The 22,477-nt window shown below is 56.1% G+C and carries 13 protein-coding genes and 2 rRNA genes; 8 read left to right on the forward strand and 7 right to left on the reverse strand.

The annotated features are described in order from the left end of the window. Positions 1 to 981: ribosomal RNA gene (locus H8E27_15545) — 23S ribosomal RNA — on the forward strand; the annotation flags it as partial. A gap of 159 nt (positions 982 to 1,140) precedes the next feature. After that, a 5S ribosomal RNA gene (gene rrf / locus H8E27_15550) occupies positions 1,141 to 1,256 on the forward strand. A 67-nt stretch (positions 1,257 to 1,323) separates the two neighbouring features. Here rrf and H8E27_15555 read toward each other — a convergent pair. Beyond that, positions 1,324 to 1,602: an FHA domain-containing protein gene (locus H8E27_15555; protein MBC8327033.1), complete on the reverse strand. Its 279-nt coding sequence runs from the start codon at positions 1,600 to 1,602 to the stop codon at positions 1,324 to 1,326. A 149-nt stretch (positions 1,603 to 1,751) separates the two neighbouring features. Here H8E27_15555 and cobA point away from each other — a divergent pair, with 149 nt between their 5' ends. After that, positions 1,752 to 3,281 carry a uroporphyrinogen-III C-methyltransferase gene (gene cobA / locus H8E27_15560; GenBank protein ID MBC8327034.1) on the forward strand — a complete coding sequence of 510 codons (1,530 nt, stop codon included), beginning with the start codon at positions 1,752 to 1,754 and terminating at the stop codon, positions 3,279 to 3,281. On the opposite strand, the gene H8E27_15565 is transcribed toward cobA, so the two are convergent. From H8E27_15565 to H8E27_15580, 4 genes are read right to left on the reverse strand one after another with little or no spacing between them, the layout of a single operon-like run. Then, positions 3,278 to 3,763, reverse strand: a complete 486-nt coding sequence (locus H8E27_15565) for a hypothetical protein (GenBank protein MBC8327035.1) — start codon at positions 3,761 to 3,763, stop codon at positions 3,278 to 3,280. The genes cobA and H8E27_15565 overlap by 4 nt on opposite strands. Before the next feature lie 4 nt (positions 3,764 to 3,767). Continuing rightward, entirely contained in the window at positions 3,768 to 4,607 is an 840-nt protein-coding gene (pabC, locus tag H8E27_15570; GenBank protein ID MBC8327036.1) for an aminodeoxychorismate lyase, read from the reverse strand. Between the two features lie 49 nt (positions 4,608 to 4,656). After that, positions 4,657 to 6,123, reverse strand: coding sequence for a DUF1501 domain-containing protein (locus H8E27_15575; protein MBC8327037.1), 1,467 nt, complete (start codon positions 6,121 to 6,123; stop codon positions 4,657 to 4,659). Positions 6,124 to 6,135: 12 nt separating this feature from the next. Next, a complete protein-coding gene (locus H8E27_15580) occupies positions 6,136 to 9,171 on the reverse strand; it encodes a PSD1 domain-containing protein (GenBank protein ID MBC8327038.1) in 3,036 nt (1,011 codons plus the stop codon). A 115-nt stretch (positions 9,172 to 9,286) separates the two neighbouring features. On the opposite strand from H8E27_15580, the gene H8E27_15585 reads away from it, so the two are divergent. Continuing rightward, positions 9,287 to 10,750, forward strand: a complete 1,464-nt coding sequence (locus tag H8E27_15585) for a hypothetical protein (GenBank protein ID MBC8327039.1) — start codon at positions 9,287 to 9,289, stop codon at positions 10,748 to 10,750. Here the strand turns inward: H8E27_15585 and H8E27_15590 are convergent. Both H8E27_15590 and H8E27_15595 read right to left on the reverse strand, forming a co-directional pair. Further along, the gene (locus H8E27_15590) at positions 10,707 to 12,113 is read right to left on the reverse strand and encodes a DUF1501 domain-containing protein (GenBank protein MBC8327040.1); all 1,407 of its coding nucleotides are present in this window, start codon (positions 12,111 to 12,113) and stop codon (positions 10,707 to 10,709) included. The two genes, H8E27_15585 and H8E27_15590, sit on opposite strands and share 44 nt — an antisense overlap. Continuing rightward, the gene (locus H8E27_15595) at positions 12,113 to 14,245 is read right to left on the reverse strand and encodes a DUF1553 domain-containing protein (protein ID MBC8327041.1); all 2,133 of its coding nucleotides are present in this window, start codon (positions 14,243 to 14,245) and stop codon (positions 12,113 to 12,115) included. Before H8E27_15595 ends, H8E27_15590 begins: the two co-directional genes overlap by 1 nt. Before the next feature lie 137 nt (positions 14,246 to 14,382). Between H8E27_15595 and H8E27_15600 the strand changes: the two genes are divergently transcribed. From H8E27_15600 to H8E27_15615, 4 genes are all read left to right on the forward strand, one after another. Beyond that, positions 14,383 to 18,897: a PQQ-binding-like beta-propeller repeat protein gene (locus H8E27_15600; protein MBC8327042.1), complete on the forward strand. Its 4,515-nt coding sequence runs from the start codon at positions 14,383 to 14,385 to the stop codon at positions 18,895 to 18,897. Between the two features lie 42 nt (positions 18,898 to 18,939). Beyond that, positions 18,940 to 20,508, forward strand: a complete 1,569-nt coding sequence (locus H8E27_15605) for a substrate-binding domain-containing protein (GenBank protein MBC8327043.1) — start codon at positions 18,940 to 18,942, stop codon at positions 20,506 to 20,508. A gap of 635 nt (positions 20,509 to 21,143) precedes the next feature. Then, positions 21,144 to 21,767 carry an ABC transporter permease gene (locus H8E27_15610; GenBank protein ID MBC8327044.1) on the forward strand — a complete coding sequence of 208 codons (624 nt, stop codon included), beginning with the start codon at positions 21,144 to 21,146 and terminating at the stop codon, positions 21,765 to 21,767. Continuing rightward, complete coding sequence (locus H8E27_15615; protein ID MBC8327045.1) at positions 21,764 to 22,408, forward strand: ATP-binding cassette domain-containing protein; 645 nt, start codon at positions 21,764 to 21,766, stop codon at positions 22,406 to 22,408. Before H8E27_15610 ends, H8E27_15615 begins: the two co-directional genes overlap by 4 nt. Positions 22,409 to 22,477 lie beyond the last annotated feature (69 nt).

Below are 22,477 nucleotides of genomic sequence, written 5' to 3' on the forward strand. Positions count from 1 at the left end.
CCGTAACTATAACGGTCCTAAGGTAGCGAAATTCCTTGTCGGGTAAGTTCCGACCTGCACGAATCGTGTAACGACCGGACTGCTGTCTCAGAGAGGATCTCGGCGAAGTTGTAATGGCGGTGAAGATGCCGCCTACCCGCGGTAGGACGGAAAGACCCTATGCACCTTTACTGTAAGCTGGTATTGGGTTCTGGACTTTGATGTGTAGTATAGGTGGGAGACGTTGAAATCGGTTCGTCAGGACCGGTGGAGTCACAATGTGAAATACCACCCTTTAATTTCTAGGATTCTAACCCCGATTTCTCTGAAGCGAGACGGGGGACAGTGCTTGCGGGTCAGTTTGACTGGGGCGGTTTCCTCCCAAAAAGTAACGGAGGAGCGCGAAGGTACTCTCAGTATGGTCAGCAACCATACATCGAGCGTATAGGTAGAAGAGTGCTTGACTGTAAGACCGACAGGTCGAGCAGGTACGAAAGTAGGCCTAAATGATCCGATGGTTGAAAATGGAATTGCCATCGCTCAACGGACAAAAGGTACGCTAGGGATAACAGGCTTATCGCGCCCAAGAGTTCATATCGACGGCGCGGTTTGGCACCTCGATGTCGGCTCGTCACATCCTGGGGCTGAAGAAGGTCCCAAGGGTTCGGCTGTTCGCCGATTAAAGTGGCACGCGAGCTGGGTTCAGAACGTCGTGAGACAGTTCGGTCCTTATCCACCGTGGGCGCAGGAAACTTGAGGGGTTCATTTCATAGTACGAGAGGACCTGAAATGACGTACTTCTGGTGTGGCAGTTGTCGTGACAACGGCAGCGCTGCGTAGCTATGTACGGAAGAGATAAGCGCTGAAAGCATCTAAGCGCCAAGCTCATCCCAAGATAAGGTTTCCTTTGAGACTCCTGGAAGACTACCAGGTTGATAGGCCAGAGGTGTAAGCACAGCAATGTGTTCAGCTGACTGGTACTAATGTTCGATCGCTTATCTTTATCCCAATGGGATAAAAACACTTGTTCCCGTAAAAACAGAACAACCAACATAAGCCGGCAATATTGCTGGCAGGAAATCCATGCAGGGTTTTCAGAGAACACCCCGAGCACAAGCTCGGATGCAATAAACCGAGCTTGTGCTCGGATGCACACAATTTATAGGTGGCCATAAAGTGGTGGCCCGACCCGATCCCATCCCGAACTCGGCCGTCAAACACCACGTTGCCGATGGTAGCAGTTCGAAAGGTTCTGCGAGAGTAGGTAGCCGCCTTACTTTAATCAAAAAAACCGGAGCCCAAAACTCCGGTCTTTTTTGTGCCCATTTTGGAACCCCCTGGAGACTACTCCTGACTCAACTCCCCCACATTCGAAGGCATCAACTGCAGCATTGTTTTTCCCACCTTGATCCGATCCCCAAACTTCACCTTAATCTTCGTCCGCCGCAGGCCATTCACCCACGTCCCCAGACGGCTCCCCAAATCCTCAATCCAATATTCCCCTTCCTCCTCCCAAATTTTCGCGTGCTTGCGGCTCACCGATTTGTCCTGCGTTAAATCCAGCTCCGGCGTTCCCTTCGAGCTGTTCCGCCCCACCGTCACTAGCGTATGCGGCACACTCACCGATCGCGTTCTTCCTTCAAATGTACAAACAATATTCATCCGGCAAACGCGGACATTACCGCCCGCCCATCGCTGCATAAACAAAAAAAAATCCACAACACCCCCCAAGCCTTGACCCATCCCTTCCGAACCCGTAAACAACTCACCCGATGACAGCTCCCGCCACAGTTTATTTAGTCGGCGCCGGCCCCGGCGATGCCGGACTGCTCACCGTGCGCGGTGCCGAGCTTCTCGCCCGCGCCCAAGTCGTCGCCTACGATGCCCTGTGCAATCCCGCGCTCCTCAAGCTCGCCCCCGCCGAAGCCGAGATCATCTTCGCCGGCAAACGCTCCGCCGACCACGCCATCCCGCAGGACGAACTCAACTCCCTCCTCGTTGAAAAAGCCAACCAAGGCAAAACCGTCGTCCGCCTCAAAGGCGGCGATCCATTTGTCTTTGGCCGCGGCGGCGAAGAAGCGCAGGAACTTGCCGCCGCCGGCGTTCCATTCGAAATCGTCCCCGGCATTTCCTCCGCCGTGGCCGCGCCCGCGTACGCTGGAATCCCCGTCACCCATCGCGATCATTGCTCCAGCTACACCGTCATCACCGGCCACGAACGCCCCGAGAAAGGCGGAGAAAGCGCCATCGACTGGAAAAACCTCGCCGCAAATCCCGGCACAAAAATCGTCCTAATGGGCGTCGAACGCCTGCGCACCATCGCCGATCAATTGCAAAAAAACGGCCTTGCCGCCGACACCCCCGTGGCTCTCGTCCGTTGGGGCACCACCGGCCGCCACCAAGCCCTCACCGGCCAACTCGATTCCATTGCCGACGCCGTTGAACAAGCCAACTTCAAATCCCCCGCCGTGACAATCATCGGCAGCGTCGTTAAACTCCGTGATGAGTTGAATTGGTTTGAGCAACGCCCGCTCTTTGGTCAACGCGTCGTTGTCACCCGCACCCGCCAACAAGCCAGCGCACTCGCCAGCCGTCTCAGCGAACTAGGCGCCGACGTGCTCGAAATCCCCACCATCCGCATCGAAGAACCCACAGACAAATCCCCCATCGGAGATGCCATTCTTGGTTTGGGTTCGTACCAATGGTTGGTCTTCACCAGCCCCAACGGCGTGGATCATTTTTTTAAATACTTCCTGCGCGGCTTTGAAGACCTCCGCGATCTCGGAGGCTGCCGCATTGCCGCCATCGGCCCCGCCACCGCTGCCAAGCTTAAGGCGTTGCATTTGAAAATCGATTTGATGCCCGAAGATTACACTGCCGACGGCGTCGCCAGGGCGTTTGCCGACAGCGAAGATTTCACCATCGAAAACGAAAACATCTGCCTCCTCCGCGCCGAAGTCGCCAATCCTGAATTGCCCAAAGCACTCGAAGAATTAGGCGCAATCGTTGATGACATTCCCGTGTACAGAACCGTCCCCGAAACCGAAGACCGCACCGGCGCTGTCGCCAGATTAGAAGCAGAGGGCGCAAATTGGATCACTTTTACCAGTAGCTCCACCGTCGAAAATTTTGACGCTCGATTTGGCCTCAAAGAAACGCTCAAGCAACATTCAATGCAACCCATCAGCATCGGCCCCGAAACCACCAAGACCCTCAAAGCCCTCGGCACGCCCCCCGCCATCGAAGCCAACCCGCACACCATTGAGGGTGTAGTTGGAGCGCTTTTATCAAAAGTCAGCTAAGTCCCAAACCGTTCCAGCAAAACTTCAAACTCCACCCGCTGCACTTGTTGCAGTATCGCATATTCCACGCTGCCCGTTCGCGCGCCACACACCGCATCCACCATTCCGTCGGCGTCCCATTCCGTGCCTGCTAAATGTTCAAGCGATGTTTCTGCCACCAACGGCGTTACGCGTTTCAAAATTTCAGGATAAGCAGGATGCGGCCCCACGCGGTTGAACCAATATTTGGCATTCGAATAATCTGGCTCGCGGCGATGCATTATACCGTGCAGAAAACTGCCGTCGGCGTTGGGAATATCCTGCGAAAATTGGTGCGATTCATCCAAGTGATCGTGCCACAAAAGCGCCGCGCTTTGGATCAGCGCAGTTTCGCCATCCAGCGCCGCCATCACCGCATCGATCGACATGGCTTCCACCCGCCGTTCTGGGCCGAGGCCGGTGAGGTTCTCAAAATCAAAGACCGGTTTCAGTTTTTCTCTCATTGAATTATTGGGCGTCCATCACCTCGTGATAGGCGAGGTGCAGTTCGTGGATGAGTGGCGATACGGCGAGATCGTGGCCGTCCAGTGAATTGACGGGCTGGATTTCGCTCACGCTGTTGGTGAGAAACACGCCATCTGCCGTATACAAATCGCGCGGCACGGCGTTGAGTTGATGCGTGGGCAGCCCGATGGAAGCGGCCAGCTCGAGCACCATCCCGCGCGTGATGCCGGAGAGGCAACCGCTCTGCACCGGCGGCGTGATAATTTCGCTGTCCTTAATCCAAAATAAATTGCTGCTCGTGGCCTCGGTGACGTTGCCTTCGCGATTGGTGAGTAGCGCGTCATCGGCGTTTGCCACTTCCGCTTCGCGTGTGGCGAGAATGTGCGGTAGTTTGTTGGTGGTCTTCACGGTGGACATCGGGTCGTGATCGCTCAGCACTTGCGTGGCTGTGATGAGTTTGCGGGGGGGCACCGTGTCGGGGTTGATGGTTGGCGCTTCGTGCAGGCTCATCAATACGGTGGGTTCAAAATTTCCCGAGGGCGAGTAGCCGCGTTTGCCTGCGCCGCGGGTTATGTGAATACGCAACACAGCGTTGATAGAATTATTTTTCGCAATTAACGCTGTGGCGTGCTGAAGCAGTTGACCAAAATCATAACGCTCGCCAATGTGGAGCGTGCCCATCCCGTGTTGGAGCCGACCAAGGTGGCGGTCAATTAGGAATGGTTTGCCATTGTTCACGCGGAGCGTTTCAAAAATACCATCGCCATACAGAAAGCCGCGATCAAAGACGGAAATCTTCGCCTCCTCCTCGCGGAGGAACTGGCCGTTGAGGAAGACAATCACACGCGCAGTGTGCGCAACGCATGGGCATTTGTAAAACTCTTTGGTCCCCTTACGTCAACCACTGGGGAATGACTTTGCCCGCGACATCGGTGAGGCGGTAATCCCGGCCTTGGAATCGGTAAGTTAATCGTTTGTGGTCGATGCCAAATTGGTGGAGCATTGTGGCGTGAAGATCGTTAGGGTGCACAGGGTTTTCGGTGATCGCCCAGCCGATCTCATCGGTGGCACCGTAAACCTGCCCGCCTTTGAGGCCGCCACCGGCCATAGCCATTGAGAAACAGAAGGGATGATGATCGCGCCCCGTGCCGGCGGTGCGGCCATTGCGGTTTTCGCCCAGTGGTGTGCGGCCAAACTCCGCGCTCCACGACACCATCGTGCTGTCGAGCATCCCGCGTTGCTTGAGATCCTTGATGAGCGCGGCGATGGGTTGGTCCACCGCGCCGGCGTTGTATTTCAATTCGGGATCGAGGTTGCTGTGATGATCCCACGAGGCGTAAACGATGTTGATAAAGCGGACGCCTCGCTCTACGAGCCGCCGCGCGAGCAGGCAGTTGCGCGCGAAATCCTGATAGGTGTTGCCGAGTTGCCCGCGTCCGCCGCCTTTGGGTTCGGCGCGATTTAGTCCGTACGCTTTTTGGGTGGCGGCGGTTTCTCTGGAAAGATCGATCAATTCCGGTGCGGCCGTTTGCATTCGGCTGGCCAGTTCGTAACTCGCGATGCGGCTGGCGATTTCGGGGTCGTGGATTTTTTCGAACCGACTTTGGTTAAGCTGCCGCAATGCGTTGAGGCCAAGCCGTTGCAATTCCGGTGGCAGCCCTTTTGGGTTGTCGAGATTCAAAACCGGTTCGCCTTGTGTGCGGAACAGTACCCCTTCGTAAGTGGATGGCAGAAAGCCGCTCTGCCAAAGTGTGGCCCCGCCGCTGGAACCGCGCCCGGCGGTGAGCACCACGTATCCGGGAAGGTTGTTTGATTCACTTCCGAGGCCGTACGTCATCCACGAGCCCATCGTTGGCAGCCCAAACCGGGACGCGCCGCATTGCATCAGCAGTTGCCCGGGATGGTGATTGAACTCCTCCGAATGCATCGAACGCACCAGCAATAACTCATCGGCCACCGTGCCCAAATGCGGAAGGTAATCGCTCAACTCCATACCACATTGGCCGTGCGGTTTGAAGACGCGCTTGCTGCCGCGCAGCGTGGCCGTGTCCGGTTTGATAAACGCAAATCGTGCCTTGTCCAAAATCTCCTTTGGCAGCTTTTGTCCATGGCGTTCGTTGAGCACCGGCTTCGGATCAAACAGATCCAAATGCGACGGTGCGCCTGCCATAAAAATATTGATGCACGCTTTTGCCTTCGCATCAAAATGAGGCGTGCGGGGTGCCATCGGGTTAGCGAATTGTGCCCCGAGCAATCCGTCCTCCAGCAACATCGACGACAAGGCCACGCCCCCAAGTCCGCAGGCCGAGGTCGCCAGAAAATCCCGTCGCGTACTTGCTAAGTTTATTTGTTTCTTCATCGTTGTTGGAAATTACTCGCGCGTGATGAACTCGTCCAGATTCAGCAGTACGCGCGTGGTGGCCGCCCAAGCACTGGCCTCTGCGTCGCCGTTGAATATCTTGGCTTCAGTTAAATGGGTGGCGTAGTAGGCGCGGGTTTGTTTCAAGAGATTAGTCAGCGCGGCGTGTTCATCGGCTGTCGGATCGCGTGCTACGCATATTTTGAAACCCAGCGAGATGCGTCCCGCGTCAGTGGGTTCCTCCTTCAATAAACGCGTGGCCAACGCCTTGGCGGCTTCGTCGAACACTGCGTTATTTAAGGTGGCCAGTGCGGCGAGGGGGGTGTTGGAGCGGGTGCGCTTCACGCAGGTGACATTGCTGTCGGGGCAATCAAAAGTGATGAGGTTCGGATGCGGTGAGGTGCGTTTGAAAAACGTGTAAAGTCCCCGCCGATAGCGGTCATCGTCTTTGCTGGTGGCCCACTTGAAATTATTCGCATAACTCAGCGAAGCCACGCCGGAGGGCAGGGGAGGGAAAACGCTGGGCCCGCCAATCTTGCTTGCGAACAACCCGCTTGCGGCGAGGTTGAGGTCGCGGATGATTTCCGCCTCCACACGGAAACGGTTTTGCCGGTGTAACAGTAAGTTGCTGGGATCGCGCTCAACCATTTCCGGACGGTGGGCTGAGGACTGGCGGTAGGTGGCGCTATTGACGATCAGCCGAATCATTGCCTTGCGGCTCCACTTGCGTTTCACCAACTCCGCCGCAAGCCAGTCGAGCAGTTCAGGATGTGTAGGCGCATCGCCGCGCACGCCGAAGTCATTTAGCGTGCGCACGATGCCTTCGCCAAACAGGTTGGCCCAGATTTGATTGGCCGTGACGCGCGGCACGAGTGGGTTTTTGCCGTTCACCAGCCAGCGCGCGAGGTCAAGTCGATCACCGTCTGCGCGGTTGTTCGATTTGGGGAGCGTGGAGAGGGTGTCGGGGGAAACTTTATCGCGCGGCTGCTTGAATTCGCCTCGATGCATCACGTGTGTGGCGCGAGGGGAATTGGTGCGCTGCGAAATCACGCGCACACTCATCAGCGGCGATTTGGGTGCGGGCTGTTTCAACTCCGCCTGCAGCTTGCGTGCCTCGGCATCTTGATCTCGAAAATAATCCAACAAAGTCACCGCCTGCGCGGGAGTGCGCTTGCCGGGCTCGATGTTCAGCGTCTTGACTACTGCCGCCGGAATGCCATCGCCCGCCGATTGTCCCGTGCGCGCGGTGATGCGGAAGCGGCCGAGCGTGTGCCGGCTGCCGTACTGTTGTTCGAGCACGACTTGAATTTTCGTGGTGCCTTTGAAGGGAATCGCCTTCGCAGTTGTGAGAATCAAATGGTGCGGCTTGCCAAATTGCGGGCCGATCGCCCAGCCGGTGCCTTTATTGCCTTCCCCGATTTTGCCATCAATGGCGTTGCCGGCCGGCCACTTGTCCTGTGCAAAACCCGCCCTCGCGCCTGAAAGTTTCACGCGATGTTTTTTGGCATCAAATGTCGGGCCATCCGTGGCGTACACGCTTATATTATTCAAAACAAAATTTCCGTGAGCGGTGCGGCCGGGGCCATTGGCGTTCAGCGATTTATCGGGCAACGCTTCAATTTTTAGGCCGGTGATTTTCCGGGTGTCAGTGGAAAACTCCAGCGTGTAATTGGCTTTGGGCGGGTTGGCCCCCGTTACCAAAAAGGAGCCATCCGTTTGGGATTTGAATTGGACGTCCTTTGGTCCTTTCTGGGTGATGGGTTTGAGTGGGTGAAAGGCAATCGGTTCGGCAACGCGGGCGTCTATTTTTGCGCGCAATTGTTGTTCAAATTTTGGGAGTTGCGTTTTCAACGTTGCATCACGCGCGGCAATCTTGTTTTGCAATAATGCTATGCGTTGGTCATGCGCGGCCTTGGATTTGAGCCACGATTCGTATTCTCTTTTAGAGCGAGGAACATCAGTGTTGGTTTCATCGCCGTTGTTGAAGTACGCGAATAACTGGTAGTATTCTTTCTGTGTGAATTGGTCGTACTTGTGCGTGTGGCAGCGCGCGCAGGTGGCGGTGAGTCCCAGCCAAACCGCCCCGACCGTTTCCACGCGATCCATTACCGCGGCGACACGCCATTGTTCCTTGTCCGTGCCGCCTTCGGTGTTGGTTAAAGTTTGGCGATTAAATGCGGTGGCGAGCTTTTGCGCGTCGGTGGCATTGGGGAGCAAATCGCCGGCGAGTTGTTCGATGGTGAATTGGTCAAATGGAAAATCTGAATTAATCGCGTCGATGACCCAGTCACGATAGCGCCATGCGTTCATGCGTGGCCGATCTTTTTCAAAACCATCGCTGTCGGCATAGCGCGCCTTGTCCAACCAATGGCGGCCCCAGCGTTCGCCATAGTGCGGCGAGGCCAGCAGACGGTCGACCAACTTGCTGTAGGCATCGGCCGATTTGTCATTCACAAAAGCATTTACTTCCTTCGGTGTTGGCGGCAGACCGAGTAAATCATAACTGAGTCGCTTAATGAGCGTGGGGCGATCCGCAGCGGGGGAGCGTGGAACGCTGGCCGCTTTTAGTTTTGCATAAATGAACCAGTCAATTTGGTTGCGCGCGGGCGTCTTGCCGTTCACTGCGGGCGGTTTTGAGTCCAGTGGGCGATAAGCCCAATGCTGACTCCATCGTCCGCCTTCAATAATCCACTGCCGGATCTTGGCAATGTCCGTTGGAGGCAGTGGCTTGCCTTTTTCGGTCGGCGGCATTTGTTCGTCTGCATTGGTGGTCGTGAGGCGGTAAATAAGAGCGCTTTGGTTTGGCTTGCCCGGCACCACGGCGTGTTCGCCGGACTTTAATTTGGCCAGTAAACCGGCTGAATCGGCGAGGTTTAAACCAGCCTTTTGCTTATCTGGCCCATGACATTCAGTGCAGTGCTGGGCAAAAATGGGCTGGATTTCCTTTGCAAAATCAATGGGAGCTGCGTTGGATGAGGCAGGCAAAAATACGATTACAAAGCAAAAAATCCGGAAATCAGCGGTTTTTGTGAATAAATAATCACTCATTGCGTTCTTTTCTTTAGACTTTTCAGCCCAATTCCGTCAAATTAATTGTGCCTTGAGCACCGCGAAAAAAGGTTAAAAAACCAGCGCGATGGTACGAAACGTGCTACTTTTAAGTATGATGAAGAAACTGCCACAGGTATTCATAGGGTTCGTTCTCGCAATGTCCAGCGCGCAAGCCGCGGTTCCCGGTGCGTTGCCACCTTCGAATGTGCCGAGCCCCGGCGGAGGGTTGCCTACTCAAGGCGGGGGCTTGCAGCCAATGAATATGTCGCCCAGTCAGGCGCTTCAGGTGTTGTTGCAATCCGGTTTCATGGCGAAGCCTCATTACAACGGCGTGCCTGATCCCATTGCGACGCGCAATGTGATGATGCGTGGGCGCAATCGGAAACAGATTGCCCAGAAACTGCGCAATATCATAATTCCGCGTTTGGACAATGTGGATAATTTCAACATGACTGATATCGTTCAGGTGCTCAACTCACTCATCAAGGCTAACGACCCCGATGGGGTTGGCGTTAATATAATTATCAACCCCTATTTAACACCGGGTTCCCCCAATAACCAAGGCGGCGGCGGTGGTGCTGCAGGTGGAGCTGCGGGCGGTGCCGCAGGCGGTGGCGCAGGCGGCGTGGATCCGTTAACGGGTTTGCCCACTGGTGCCGGTGGAGGTGGCATTGGAGGCGGAGGTGCGGGTTCTCCTCAAGTTGATCCCACCACGGGCTTGCCTGTGGGTGGCGGTGCGGCGGGGGCTCCCTCTGCAGGAGGTTTGCCCGGCGGTGGAGCCGGCTTACCTGGTGGTGGAGCCGGTTTGCCCGGCGGTGGAGCCGGTTTGCCCGGTGGTGGCGGAATGGCTGGCGGAATGGCTGGCGGAATGGCTGGCGGAATGGCTGGCGGCGGTGCGATGCCGGGAATGGGGGGCGGCGGTGCAGCGGGTGGTGGCGGTGGTGCCATTACTGCAGCATTTATGCCGGAGAGGGTACAGGTAAGGGGGCTCACTGGAGCGTTGCACAACCTGACTGCTAAACAGGTGCTCGACATCGTAACGATGTCTTTTGATTATCCGATTCAATATGTGATTCTCGATCAGGGAATTGTGTTTGTGCAAAAACCCGCTAGTCAGCAGGGCTACTTCACGCGCACTTTTAAGCTAAACCCGAGTGCGGTGCTTGGTTTTCCGATGACCGTGCAGGGCAATGGTAATGGAGGCGGTCAGGGTAACGGCGGCGGACAAGGCGGCGGACAAGGCGGCGGTCAACCCGGAGGTGGGCAAGGCGGCGGTCCTGGCATGGGTGGCGGCGGTCCCGGCATGGGTGGCGGCGGTCCCGGTATGGGTGGTGGCGGTCCGGGTATGGGTGGCGGCGGTCCCGGCATGGGCGGTATTCAGCCCCGACAATTTAATGGATTTACAGGCCGGAACCAAGGAATCGGGCAGGGTTTTGTTCCGCGTGGTTCTCAGGGAGTGAACCGTTTCAATGTACAGCCGTTTAATCAGCAAAATTTTGGACTGAACCGAAGCTTTCAGCGCTTCAATTCGCTCACGCCAGGATACGGTCAATCACGTGTCCGTGGACGTCAGTAAGGCGGAAATCGCGGCCCTGATATTTGAAGGTAAGCCGCTCGTGGTTTAGGCCCAAGAGCTGCAGGATAGTGGCATTGAGATCATGGATATGCGCCGGGTCTTGTGCCGGCTGATAGCCTAGCTCATCTGTTTCGCCATAACTTGTGCCGCCTTTTACTCCTCCGCCGGCGAGCATCATGGTGAAGCCTTCTTTATGATGATCGCGCCCCACGTTTTTCCCAGCGCCGGCATTGCTCTTGCCTTGTAACATAGGGGTGCGGCCGAATTCGCCACCAAGTACAATCAAGGTATCATCGAGTAATCCGCGTTGTTTTAAATCTGCGATGAGCGCGGCGACAGGACGGTCAAGTTGTTTGGCTTTATTGGGGATGTTATTGAACACACCGCTGTGGTGATCCCAACCTTGGTCGAAGAGTTGGATGAAGCGTACGCCGCGTTCTACCAACCGCCGCGCGAGCAGGCAGTTGTTGGCGAAACTCGGCTTGCCGGGCGCGGTGCCGTAGCGTGCGTGGGTGGATTTCGATTCCTTGGTGGTGTCCATCAGTTCCGGCACGCTTGTCTGCATTCGGAAAGCCAGTTCGTACTGCGCGATCCGCGTGGCGATTTCCGGGTCGCCAACTTTCGTCAGTGATTGTCTGTTCAAAAAATTAATGCCGTCGACTATTTCGCGCCGGTCTTTGCCGTTGATGCCTTTGGGGTTGGACAAAAATAAAACAGGATCGCCGCTGCTACGAAATTCTATGCCTTGGTGAACCGTCGGTAAAAACCCGCTGCCCCACAGGCTGTTGCCGCCGCCGGCCACGCTGCCGGTGATCATCACCACGTAACTGGGGAGATCCTGGTTTTCTGTGCCCAGCCCGTAACTCACCCAAGAACCGATGCCCGGCCGCCCGAATTGGCCGAAGCCTGTGTGCTGAAATAGCTGCGCCGGGGCGTGGTTGAAGTGCTCGGTTCTCAGAGATTTTACCAGGCAAAGTTCATCGGCAACGCCGCCAAGTTGAGGCAGGTGTTCGCAAAGTTCGAGGCCCGACTGTCCGTGCCGGTTGAATTTGAACCGGGTGCCCAACAGCAATGGATGTTCCCGGATGAAGGCCAACTGTTTCCCTTTGAACATGTGATCCGGACATTTTTGGCCGGTGCGTTTCACCAATTCTGGTTTGTGGTCGAATAGATCCAGCTGCGACGGGGCGCCGACGAGGTGAATGTAGATCACGTGCTTCGCGCGCGGTGAGAGGTGCGGGCGTTGCGCGGTGGTTTCGCCCTTTAAGGCCGAAGCCAACGCCATCGCTCCGATGCCCGCACCCGTGTGCTTAAGGAATTCCCGACGGGATTCGGTGAGGTAAAATTGTTGGCGGGGGTTCATCACTGCTTGGTAATTGTTTCGTCGAGATTCAGTAAAATATTTGCGACGTAAAACCATGCGGCCAGTTTGCCCTTATCCAAATTATTTGGCGGATTCCAGCCCTTGATACTGTTGACAATTGCGGCAGCTGCTTTTGGGTTCTTCTCAAAATACAGATTGCGTTTCATTAGGAGTGATTTCACAAAATTCAATTCTGTTTTATGTGGTGAACGGGAAAGCGCGGTCTGAAAAGCAAACGCAATCTTCGCATCTGCCCCGTGGTTTTCGTTGCTCAAAACCCGAGCGGCGAAGGCTAGCGTCATCTCGACGTATGCTTCGTCATTCATCAACGTGAGCGCTTGGAGCGGGGTGTTGGTGCGTGGGCGTTGCACCACGCAAGCGCCTCGGTCGGGGGCATCGAAATTGACAAAACTTGCATAAGGTGCGCCGCGTCGCCACACGACGTACACGCCACGGCGGAAACGGTTCTCATCGGTGGCCACGTTGAATTTGGGTCCGTTGCGGCCAACGTGCCGCCAAATGTTTCCTGGTTGCGGCGGGTAAATCGGCGGGCCTTGCATCTTTGTGCTGAGCAATCCGCTGATGGCCAGGGCATTGTCGCGGATCATCTCCGCGCTCATTCGAAGGCGCGGTGCGCGGGCGTAGAATTTATTAGTCGCATCCGCCGCCAATAGCGTCGGAGTCACCCGCGAAGACTGCCGGTACATGGCGCTCATCACAATTTGTTTGTGAATGTGTTTCATCGACCAGCCGCGCTCGACGAATTCCACTGCCAGCCAGTCGAGTAAATCCGGATGCGTCGGTGGAACAGATTGTGTGCCGAAATCCTCCTGCGTCGCCACGAGGCCGCGCCCCATCAATTTTGCCCACCAACGATTCACCGTTACGCGCGCAACCAACGGATTATCCGCATCAACGAGCCAACGCGCGAGGCCGAGGCGGTTGCGCGGCCAATTCTTTTTAAAGCCATGCAGCGCAGTGGGAGTTTCGCTGGTCACCACATCACCAGGGGAAAGATAATTGCCTCGCCGCATCACGTGCGTTTCGCGCGGCTTGGCCTGCTCCACCATCACCAGCGTGGTGTGTGGCTTGAGGGCGTTGATTTGCTTGTCGAGCGCCAACAGTTTCAGCTCCTCTTGGTTTAAGATTGGATATTTGACTTTGAAATGATTTTCCAGCGTCGTCTTTTCTTTTTTGGACCAGTTTGCTTTGCGAAGAATGGCGGCGATGTTCTTTGGCGGGTTTGGTTCATCAGCCAAGCCTTTCCGTAAACCATCCACTTTCTTTTTCAAGGCTTCCCTTTGGGTGTTCAGCTTTTGAAGTTGGGTTGCCGTCGTTGCCTTAATCGGAAGTTCCATCGTCGGCCCATAAAAATCCCACGTCACCCCATTGCCCAGTTGCTTCACCTCCAGCGGGGTGTTGTTGAAAAACGAAAACAGCGAATAATAATCCTTCATCGAGAAAGGGTCGTATTTGTGATCGTGGCATTGTGCGCATTCGAGGGTCGTGCCAAGGAAAACGGTGCCTGTTGTGTTCACGCGATCGACGACCTGATTGAAGCGGTTTTCTTCCGGGTGTACCCCCGCCTCGACGTTGCACGTTGGCGTACGATGGAAGCCTGTTGCGATTCGCTGCGCCGCGGTGGCTTTTGGTAGTAAATCGCCGGCAATTTGTTCGATGACAAATTGATTGAATGGCATTCCTGAATTAAACGCATCAATCACCCAATCGCGATAGGCCCAACTGTCGCGGAGCTGGTCGGCTTGGAAGCCGTTGCTGTCGGCGTATCGTGCGAGGTCCAGCCACGGCCGTGCCCAGCGTTCGCCGTAGTGTTTAGAGTTTAGAAGGGCATTGACGATTTTTTCGTAAGCTGTATCGCTGGGGTTGGCAAGAAAGGCATTCAACACCGCAGGCGAAGGCGGCAAACCGATGAGATCCAAATGCACGCGGCGCAGTAATTGCTCTGGAGGAGCGGCGGGTGAAGGTTTAATCCTGTTGGTCTCCAATCGGCGAAGCACAAAAAAATCAATCGCATTGCGTGGCCATTTCGAATCCGTCCGTGGCAGGGCGGGGCGTACTGGTTTTTGATATGCCCAATGGCGGGTGGCCCGGTTGGATTCGGCACCAGCCATCGCCGTTGCTATCCACAAAAACCCCATAAGGATGCAGGTGCGCATAAGCTAAAATTCTATGACATAGGAGCCTTTGGGGCAATCCCGGTCTTCGCATTTCCCTTGAATAACCGATCCTTCGCGGCAATCTTAAAGCTATGAAAGCTCCCCTGCTTCCCAAGTTCCTTGGTTTCTTCCTTTTGGCTTCCCCGCTTGCCGCGAATGATTGGCCGGCGTATCGCGCGGATGGGCATCGCTCTGCGGTGACCACTGCAAATCTTCCTGCCAAATTGTTTCCGCATTGGACGGTTCAGTCCCGGCACTCGCCGCGCACGGCTTGGCCTTTGCCGGGCGAGGAAGCGCCGCGGATGCATACGGACCGCGCGTATCACGCGGTGATCACCGGCACCACTTTGGTTTTTGGAAACAACGTGGATAATCACGTGCACGCGCTCGACACGCGTACTGGCGAAGTGAAATGGAGCTTCGCCACCGAAGGCTCGGTGCGCTTTGCGCCGATGATTGACGGCGAGCGAATTTATCTTGGTTCAGACGACGGCTATGTCTACTGCATCGACGTCGCGAACGGCGCGCTGATTTGGAAGCATCGGATGGGCCCGAGCGGCGAACGCATCATTGGTCGCAGCCGAATGGTTTCCGTGTGGCCGGTGCGCACCGGTGTGTTGGTGGAAAACGGAGTGTTGTATGCCGCTGCCGGTGTGTTTCCTTACGAGGGACTTTATATCAAAGCCATCGACACCAAGACCGGCAAACCGATTTGGGTGAACGACACCGCCGGCGATCAAGCGTGGGGGATGCAGTACGGCGGTATGGCGCCCCAAGGATATCTCGTGGCCTCGGAGGACACGCTGTTCGTGCCCGCCGGTCGTAGCATGCCCGCGGCATTCGATAAACGCACCGGCAAGTTTAAACGCTTTCTGAGTGGCGGCGGCAAGATTGGGGGTTCGTGGGCCGTGATGGACGGCAATAAATTGTACGCCGGCATTGGCAATCAGGGCACCGACACCAAAGTCGAATTTGATGCCGAGAGCGGTCGTAGTCGTGGCGACCAATTTTCGCGGTATCCCTCCATTGATATGGTGCTCACCAAAGACATCGCGTATATCGCCACGCAAAAGGCTATATACGCCATCGACCGCGCCGCCAATCGCAAAGCAAATTCCGACGTGCCCGCGCTGGACAAGGAATCCGGCGCGCTTGCCAAAACGATCACTGCCATTCGCAAACGCCACAAAGCGGCGGCCGATAAACCGGAGGAATTGAAAAAACTCACGGCTGACCTCGCTAAAGCCACCGCGCGCCTCACCGCCATCGCCAAAGAAAAGGCCGCGCTCAATGCCGCGCGTGTGAAATGGGACACCCCCCGCGAAGGTCTCGGCCCGATGGCGCTTGCGGGCGGCACGCTCTTCGCAGCTGGCAAGGGCTTCGTGATTTCGATTGAAACGGCTACGGGCAGGCTTGTGATGGATCATGCCATCAAAGGTCACGCAATCAGTCTTGCGATTGCGGATGATCGCTTGTTCGTCAGTACCGACAATGGGGCGATTCATTGTCTCTCTCCGCGCGCGGTGGCGGCTGGCGAGCGTGTGATCAAAGCATTATCCACTGCCGGAAATGTTTCTGCCAAAATAAAAGCCGCCACTAAATCGGCATTGGATTTGGCAAAAGTGGATCGCGGTTGGTGTCTTGTGGCCGGTGCGCGCGATGGCAGCGTGGCGGAATATTTGGCAGGGCAAACGGCGCTCAATATTGTGGTGGTGGAGCACGATGCAAAACGCGTGAAGGCGATTCGCACGCGATTGATGAAAGCCGGCCTTAATGGGAGTCGCGTGGTTGTGTGGGACGCACCGTACAGCGATTTGCCGGATTACTTTGCCAACCTCATTGTTTCCGAGCGTGCGATGTTGGGTGAAGAATTGGATTTGCCGGTCGATGAATTGGCCCGTGTGCTGCGGCCTTCGGGCGGGCAACTTGTGTTGGGCTCGGTTAAGAATTGGCCCTTGGCGAGTGTGCACAAAATCGCTGCCGGTCTCAAAGCCAACGCGCAGGCGAAGACCGATTTGGTGCTCACTAACGAAAGGCTTCATTTCACGCGGGGCAAGCTCAATGGCGCGGGCAGCTGGTCGGGGCTATACGGAAACCCCGCCAACACTTCCTCCACGCCGGATACATTGGTGAAAGGCCCGCTTGGCGTATTGTGGTATGGCGAGCCGGGGAGCGAAGACATGGTGGATCGCCACGCACGCGCGGCCAGTCCGTTGGCCATCAACGGCCGACTCTTTATGCAGGGGGCGGAAGTGGTGATGGCGTACGATGCGTACAACGGCACGTTTCTTTGGAAACGCAACATCGATGGCGCAGTACGTGTGAAGGTGGATGTGGATGGTTCGAACATCACGGCCACGGATGACGCGCTTTTTGTGGCTGCGTATAACCGCGTGCTGCAGCTCGATGGGCAAACCGGCAAAACAATTCGCGAATTTCCTGTGCCGCGCAAGGAAGGCGGCAAGGCGTTGCGTTGGGGTTACATCGCAGTGCACGGCAATATCCTCATTGGCACGGGTGCTACACCATTGGATAACGAATATGGTTATCTGTGGAATTCACTCGTGAAAGATGACAAATGGGTGCCGAAGGCTGATGTGCCAAAGCGCGCGCTGGACACGTTGCAAAAGCGGAGGAGCAGTTACGAAAAATTAACGGCTAGTTATGTCTCTCCCGATGCCCGTGCGTTTGCCTACTTCAAGCGCGCGGGTTGGCACTGGCATCCCATGAATGAAAACCCTCCAAATTGGTTGCCTGACCACAATCCCTCACCGGTGAGCGATACGATTATGACCAGCGAAAAAGTGTTTGCGTATGACATCACCACCGGCAAAAAACTATGGGAGCATGAGGGCAAAGCCATTCCGAATATTTCTGTGGTGATCGGTGACAATCGAATCTATTTTTTGAAAGACGATCTCAATGCCCGCGAGGACGCACAGGCGAAAGCAACCACGGAGGCGAATATTAGCAGTGGGACTTTTGTCGTCGCGCGCGAGGAAAAAATGTTGGAGAAGGATCGCGATTATCGCCGCGTGATGTGTCTCGATGTCAAAACCGGCGGCGCGTTGTGGAGCCGTCCGTATGACCTCACCGGAAGCGGCGGCACCAAGCTCGGGCTGGCATATCAATCCGGTAAGTTGCTGGCGTTCGCCCATTACAGCAATCACGACGAGAGACCGTTTTCGAAAGGCCAGTTGAACTGGCGGCGCATCACGGTGATTGATGGCGGGGGAGGCAGTTTGCTTTGGAGTAAGCCGCTGAATTACCGACGCCGGCCGGCGATTGTTGGCAACACAATTTACATCGAGCCGCTCCGGTGCGACTTGGCGACCGGCGAAATCCAAAAACGCAAACACCCCATCACCGGCGAATCGGTGAACTGGGAATTCCTGCGCCCCGGTCATAGCTGCGGCATTGTGACCGCTACGCCGAATAACATTTTTTTCCGTTCCTTCAGTGGCGCGATTGTAAACACTAAAGAGGACACTGGGTTGCAACTCTTCGGTGGCATTCGGCCCGGCTGCTGGAACAGCATGATTCCTGCCAACGGCCTGCTCAGTATGCAGGAAGCCAGCGCGGGCTGTACCTGTAGTTACTCGTTGCGCACCACGGTGGTGCTGAAAAATAAACCGCAGAAAGGCCACGCAGAATGGGCGGTATTTATTTCTCAAGAGGCGACCAAACCGGTGAGCCATTTGGCCATCAATTTCGGCGCACCCGGCGATATGCGCGATCGCGAAGGCACGGTGTGGTTCGGCTATCCGCGTCCAAGCACAGTCAATGGTCAGGGCTCTTTCGCCAACTACGGCATCAAGTTTAACCTTGCCGAAACGGGCAACATTGAAGTCGTTCAACGCGATTGGCGCGGCGTGACCTTTGCGGGCACCGATAAGCCGTGGGTGTTCACCAGCGGCTTGAAGGGCGTGACAAGATTGAGTGTGCCGCTTTTGGAAAAAGACGCGAAAGCTAAATACACCGTTCGTCTGGGTTTCACACCCTTGCCCAACGATGCCGTGGGAAGTCGCGTTTTCGATGTCAGACTCCAAGGCAAAACAGTTTTGCAAAATTTCGATGTCGCCAAGGCCGCTGCGATGGGAACGGCGGTGGTGCGTGAAATTAAAGGTGTGGAGGTCACGGAAAATTTATTGGTGGAGTTGACTCCGCCGGGATTGAAAGGTGCGGCGGCGATTGACGTGCATTCAAAGCTGCATCATCTCGGCGATAACGTGGTGGCGGCCTGGAAGGAATCCTCGCCCAAGCCGGAGGGGTTTGTATTGACGATGCCGTTTGAATTCAAGGGCGCTGACGAAACTTACTCGCTGGCCATTTCACAGCGGGACGTCAACAACGGTTGGTGGGTTGTGCTAAACGGCCGCGAGATTGGGCGTTTGCGGAGGGATGCTGCTGAGCAGGTGGTGCGTGTACCGGTGCCGAAAGGCGTTTTGAAAAAGGGCGCAAATGTGTTGGTTGTCCGCCGCGATGAAAAAAGTACTGACGACATTGAAGTGGGTCGCGTGCAGTTGGTAGCGGGCCATCCGGCATCCACGGTGATTCAATCCATTGAAATCATTCGCGAAGATCAAAAGACCGCGGCAAAGCGCTGACTTGAAAGTCGACTGATTGCCAAATAGAGTCCGCTCTTTCCGGTGACTGATAACGAACATCAATACGGCGCGCGTGGTGGTAACGGAATGCTTTGGCTCGCGCTCACCGCGTTAGCCATCGGTTGCCTCGCGGTTTTCCTGCAGAATAAATTCACCGACAACCCTTCCTCCGGTTCGCGCGCTGGGCAGGCGAAAAGTCTGACCGTGTATTGCGCCGCCGGCGTTCGGCTCGCGGTGGAGGAGGTGGCGAAGCAATTCGAAACCGAAATGGGCGTCACCGTGAAGCTCGAGTACGCTAACAGCGGCGTACTCGCCAACCGCCTTAAAATGGATAAGAAAGGTGGCCTCGCCATTGCGGACGTTTACATTCCCGCGGATTATTCCTACACAGAAAAAGCTGCGGCCGATGGTCTCACGCGGGAATCGTTGCGCGTGGCTACGTGGCAAGTGGTGCTTGGCGTAAAATCGGGTGCAAATATCGATGTAAACAATTGCGATGATGTGTTGAGTTCAAATTTGTCTTTTGTCATGTGCGACCCGCTCGCGGGTGTTGGCAAAAAAACCAAAAAAATGCTCGAGCAATCCGGCCATTGGGCGGCCATCAATCAGGCGAAGGCGTCTTCCTTTCCCACCGTCACCGAGGCCGCACTGGCGGTGAAAGAAAATGCGGGAACGCAAGCTGCGTTTGTATGGGATTCCGTGGCGCGCCAGCATGGGCTGCGCGTCATCGAGTTGCCGGAACTCAAAGCAAGCCGCGCAAACATTTCTGTGGCGGTGACGGCTTCAACGGATCGGCCGACATTGGCGTTGCAGTTCGCGCGTTTTCTCGCCGCGCCGGATAAAGGCGGGAACGTGTTTGCGCGTCACAAATACCGGCCGCTTGCCGGCGATGCGTGGGCCAAGGTGCCGGAGCTGCGCGTAGATTGCGGTGGCGTCAATCGTGAAGCGGTTGAAAAAACCATCCGCGAATTCGAGGCGCGTGAAGGCTGCGTCATCAACATGGTTTACGCTGGGTGCGGAACGCTCGTTGGCAAAATGCAAACCGGCGAAAAGGGCCTGCCCGATTTGTTTATGACCTGCGACGCCACCTATCTCGAAATGGCCCAAAGCAAAATGGGGAACCCGTTTGGGCCGGATTTGAATATTTCCAGCACGCGCATTGTGATGCTGGTGGAACGCGGCAATCCAAAAGGCCTCCAAACGCTTGCCGACCTCGCGCAGCCTGAATTGCGTATTGGTGTGACCGAGCCCAAGGCCAGCACACTCGGCAAACTCAGTGAAGAATTGCTTCGCGAAACCGGCCAGTGGGACGCCATCGAAAAAAATATTCCGGTGAAGCATGATACCGCCCACACGCTCATTCAAAGTATGGAAGCGGGCGGCAAGCTCGACGTGGTGCTCGTCTACGAGGCAAACATTCAGCATCTCAAAACCAAGTTTGACGCCGTGCCGCTTAAGCCCGCGCGTGCCATTGCCGTGCAAAACATCGCCGCCCGCAAGGACACCGCTTACCCCCGGCTTGCGCAACGGCTGATGCAACACGTCACTTCGGACGCCTCGCGCCACCGCTTCGAGCAGCTCGGCTTCAACTGGGAGGCTGACATTGAATGAGTGAGCCTGCGCAGCCCAAATTTCAAGTCGCATCCGATAAGCCCTTCCTCATTGGTCTCGGCGTGTTGGCCGGGAGTTATCTGCTCATCATCGGCGCGATGGTGTTAGCCGATCTTGTGTTTCTTGATTACGGCGATCAACCCATTCTCGGCGATGAGCGCGTGCAGCAAGGCCGGTTCGCCGAGGGCGCGGTGCCCATTCGTGTGGAAGTCGGCCGCACGTACCATTTTCGTTTGGGCAGAAACGAAGTGGCCTTGGAACACAACGGGCAAATGCTTTCCGGTGAAAAAGTTTTCAAGGCCAACACCGATGAAGTGCTGCTGCAACCGAAGCTTCCGGACGCGCCAATCACCGCCTCGTTGCGGCCCGAAGCGCGCGTGATTGATGTCGGCCTCACCAACCACATCGCCACACTCACAACCGATGAATCGCACGGCCTTTTGTGGGGGCAATTCATTCGCGTCCACGGCGGCGGCGCGGGTTGGGATGGCGTGCATGAAATTACCGACACCACCACCAATCAACTTTCGATTGCGCTGCCGGAAAATGTTGCCGCCACTCCAAAGGCGCTGGGGCTTTCGAAACCCAATCCACTCGTGCAAGCGTTGCGCAGTCGTGACATTCAGTTTTCAATTATGCTGAGCCTCATCAGTTGCACCATCACCACGATGCTTTCGGTTTGGGTGGCCGTGCCGATTGGTTATATAATGAGCCGTTTTGAGTTTCGCGGTAAACCGCTCATCGACACGCTGCTTGATATTCCCATCGTGCTGCCGCCGCTGGTTGTTGGGCTTTCGCTGTTGATTCTGTTTCGCTACGCGCCCGATTGGCTTAGCGATTCGGTCGTGTACAAATGGCCCGCTGTGGTGCTCGCGCAATTTATGGTGGCCTGCGCTTTCGCCGTGCGGACGATGCGCGTGACCTTCGATCAAATCCCGCACCGCTACGAGCAAGTCGCGCTCACGCTCGGTTGCAATCGGCAGCAAGCATTTTGGAAGGTCATAATGCCCCAGGCCAAAGGTGGGTTGCTCGCAGCCGCCACGCTTTCGTGGGCGCGGGCGCTGGGCGAGTTTGGTCCGATCCTTGTCTTTGCCGGTGCCACGCGACAAAAAACTGAGGTGCTGCCCACGAGCGCATTTCTTGAACTTCAAGCCGGCCGCACCGAAGGAATGTTGGCGGTGTCGCTCATTATGATTGGCGCGGCGGTCGTTGTTTTCCTCATTGCCCGTACGCTCGGGATGAAACGAATCTTTGCGTGATCGCTCTCAAAAACATTTTAATACGGCAAGGCAGCTTTGAATTGAGCGGCATAAACCTCACGCTTGCTGCTGGCGAATACGGCGTGCTTATGGGGCGCAGCGGTTGCGGCAAGACGACCATCCTCGAAGCCATCTGCGGCCTGCGATCCATCGAGAGCGGCAGCATTCATTTGGGCAACGAGGAAGTCGCCGGGCTCCTCCCCGCCGAGCGCGGTGTGGGTTATGTGCCGCAAGATCGCGCGTTGTTTCCTACGATGATTGTCCGCGAGCAACTGGCCTTTGCCCTTGTCCTTCGCAACCAACCCCAAACTCAAATTGCCGCGCGTGTCAATGAACTCGCCAAATTGCTCGGCATCATCCATCTCCTTGATCGCGCGCCGGACAAACTCAGTGGCGGCGAAGCTCAACGCGTCGCCCTCGGCCGCGCCCTCGCGCATCGCCCCGCCGTGTTATGCCTTGACGAACCGCTTAGCGCGCTGGACGAAGAACTCCACGAAGAAATGTGTCGCCTCCTTGAGCACATCCACCGCGAAACCGGCGTCACCATCCTCCATATCACCCACAGCCCCAGCGAAGCCAAGCGCTTGGCAGGCTGTCATTTCCGAATGGAAAATGGCAGTGTCGTCCGCGAGAGCGACTAATACTGGATTGACGAGCTTGCGAGTCCGCGAACCCACAACGGACTCGCAAGCTCGTCCCTCCAAACCAAA

Source organism: Limisphaerales bacterium (assembly GCA_014382585.1).
In the GTDB taxonomy this organism is placed as follows: Bacteria; Verrucomicrobiota; Verrucomicrobiia; order Limisphaerales; family UBA1100; genus JACNJL01.

Bases quoted from the DNA above. Each gene is read 5' to 3' on its own strand.
- cobA (MBC8327034.1), top strand. From the start codon at position 1,752: ATGACAGCTCCCGCCACAGTTTATTTAGTCGGCGCCGGCCCCGGCGAT.
- H8E27_15565 (MBC8327035.1), bottom strand. From the start codon at position 3,763: ATGAGAGAAAAACTGAAACCGGTCTTTGATTTTGAGAACCTCACCGGC.
- H8E27_15575 (MBC8327037.1), bottom strand. From the start codon at position 6,123: ATGAAGAAACAAATAAACTTAGCAAGTACGCGACGGGATTTTCTGGCG.
- H8E27_15580 (MBC8327038.1), bottom strand. From the start codon at position 9,171: ATGAGTGATTATTTATTCACAAAAACCGCTGATTTCCGGATTTTTTGC.
- H8E27_15585 (MBC8327039.1), top strand. From the start codon at position 9,287: ATGATGAAGAAACTGCCACAGGTATTCATAGGGTTCGTTCTCGCAATG.
- H8E27_15590 (MBC8327040.1), bottom strand. From the start codon at position 12,113: ATGAACCCCCGCCAACAATTTTACCTCACCGAATCCCGTCGGGAATTC.
- H8E27_15595 (MBC8327041.1), bottom strand. From the start codon at position 14,245: ATGGCTGGTGCCGAATCCAACCGGGCCACCCGCCATTGGGCATATCAA.
- H8E27_15600 (MBC8327042.1), top strand. From the start codon at position 14,383: ATGAAAGCTCCCCTGCTTCCCAAGTTCCTTGGTTTCTTCCTTTTGGCT.
- H8E27_15610 (MBC8327044.1), top strand. From the start codon at position 21,144: ATGCTGAGCCTCATCAGTTGCACCATCACCACGATGCTTTCGGTTTGG.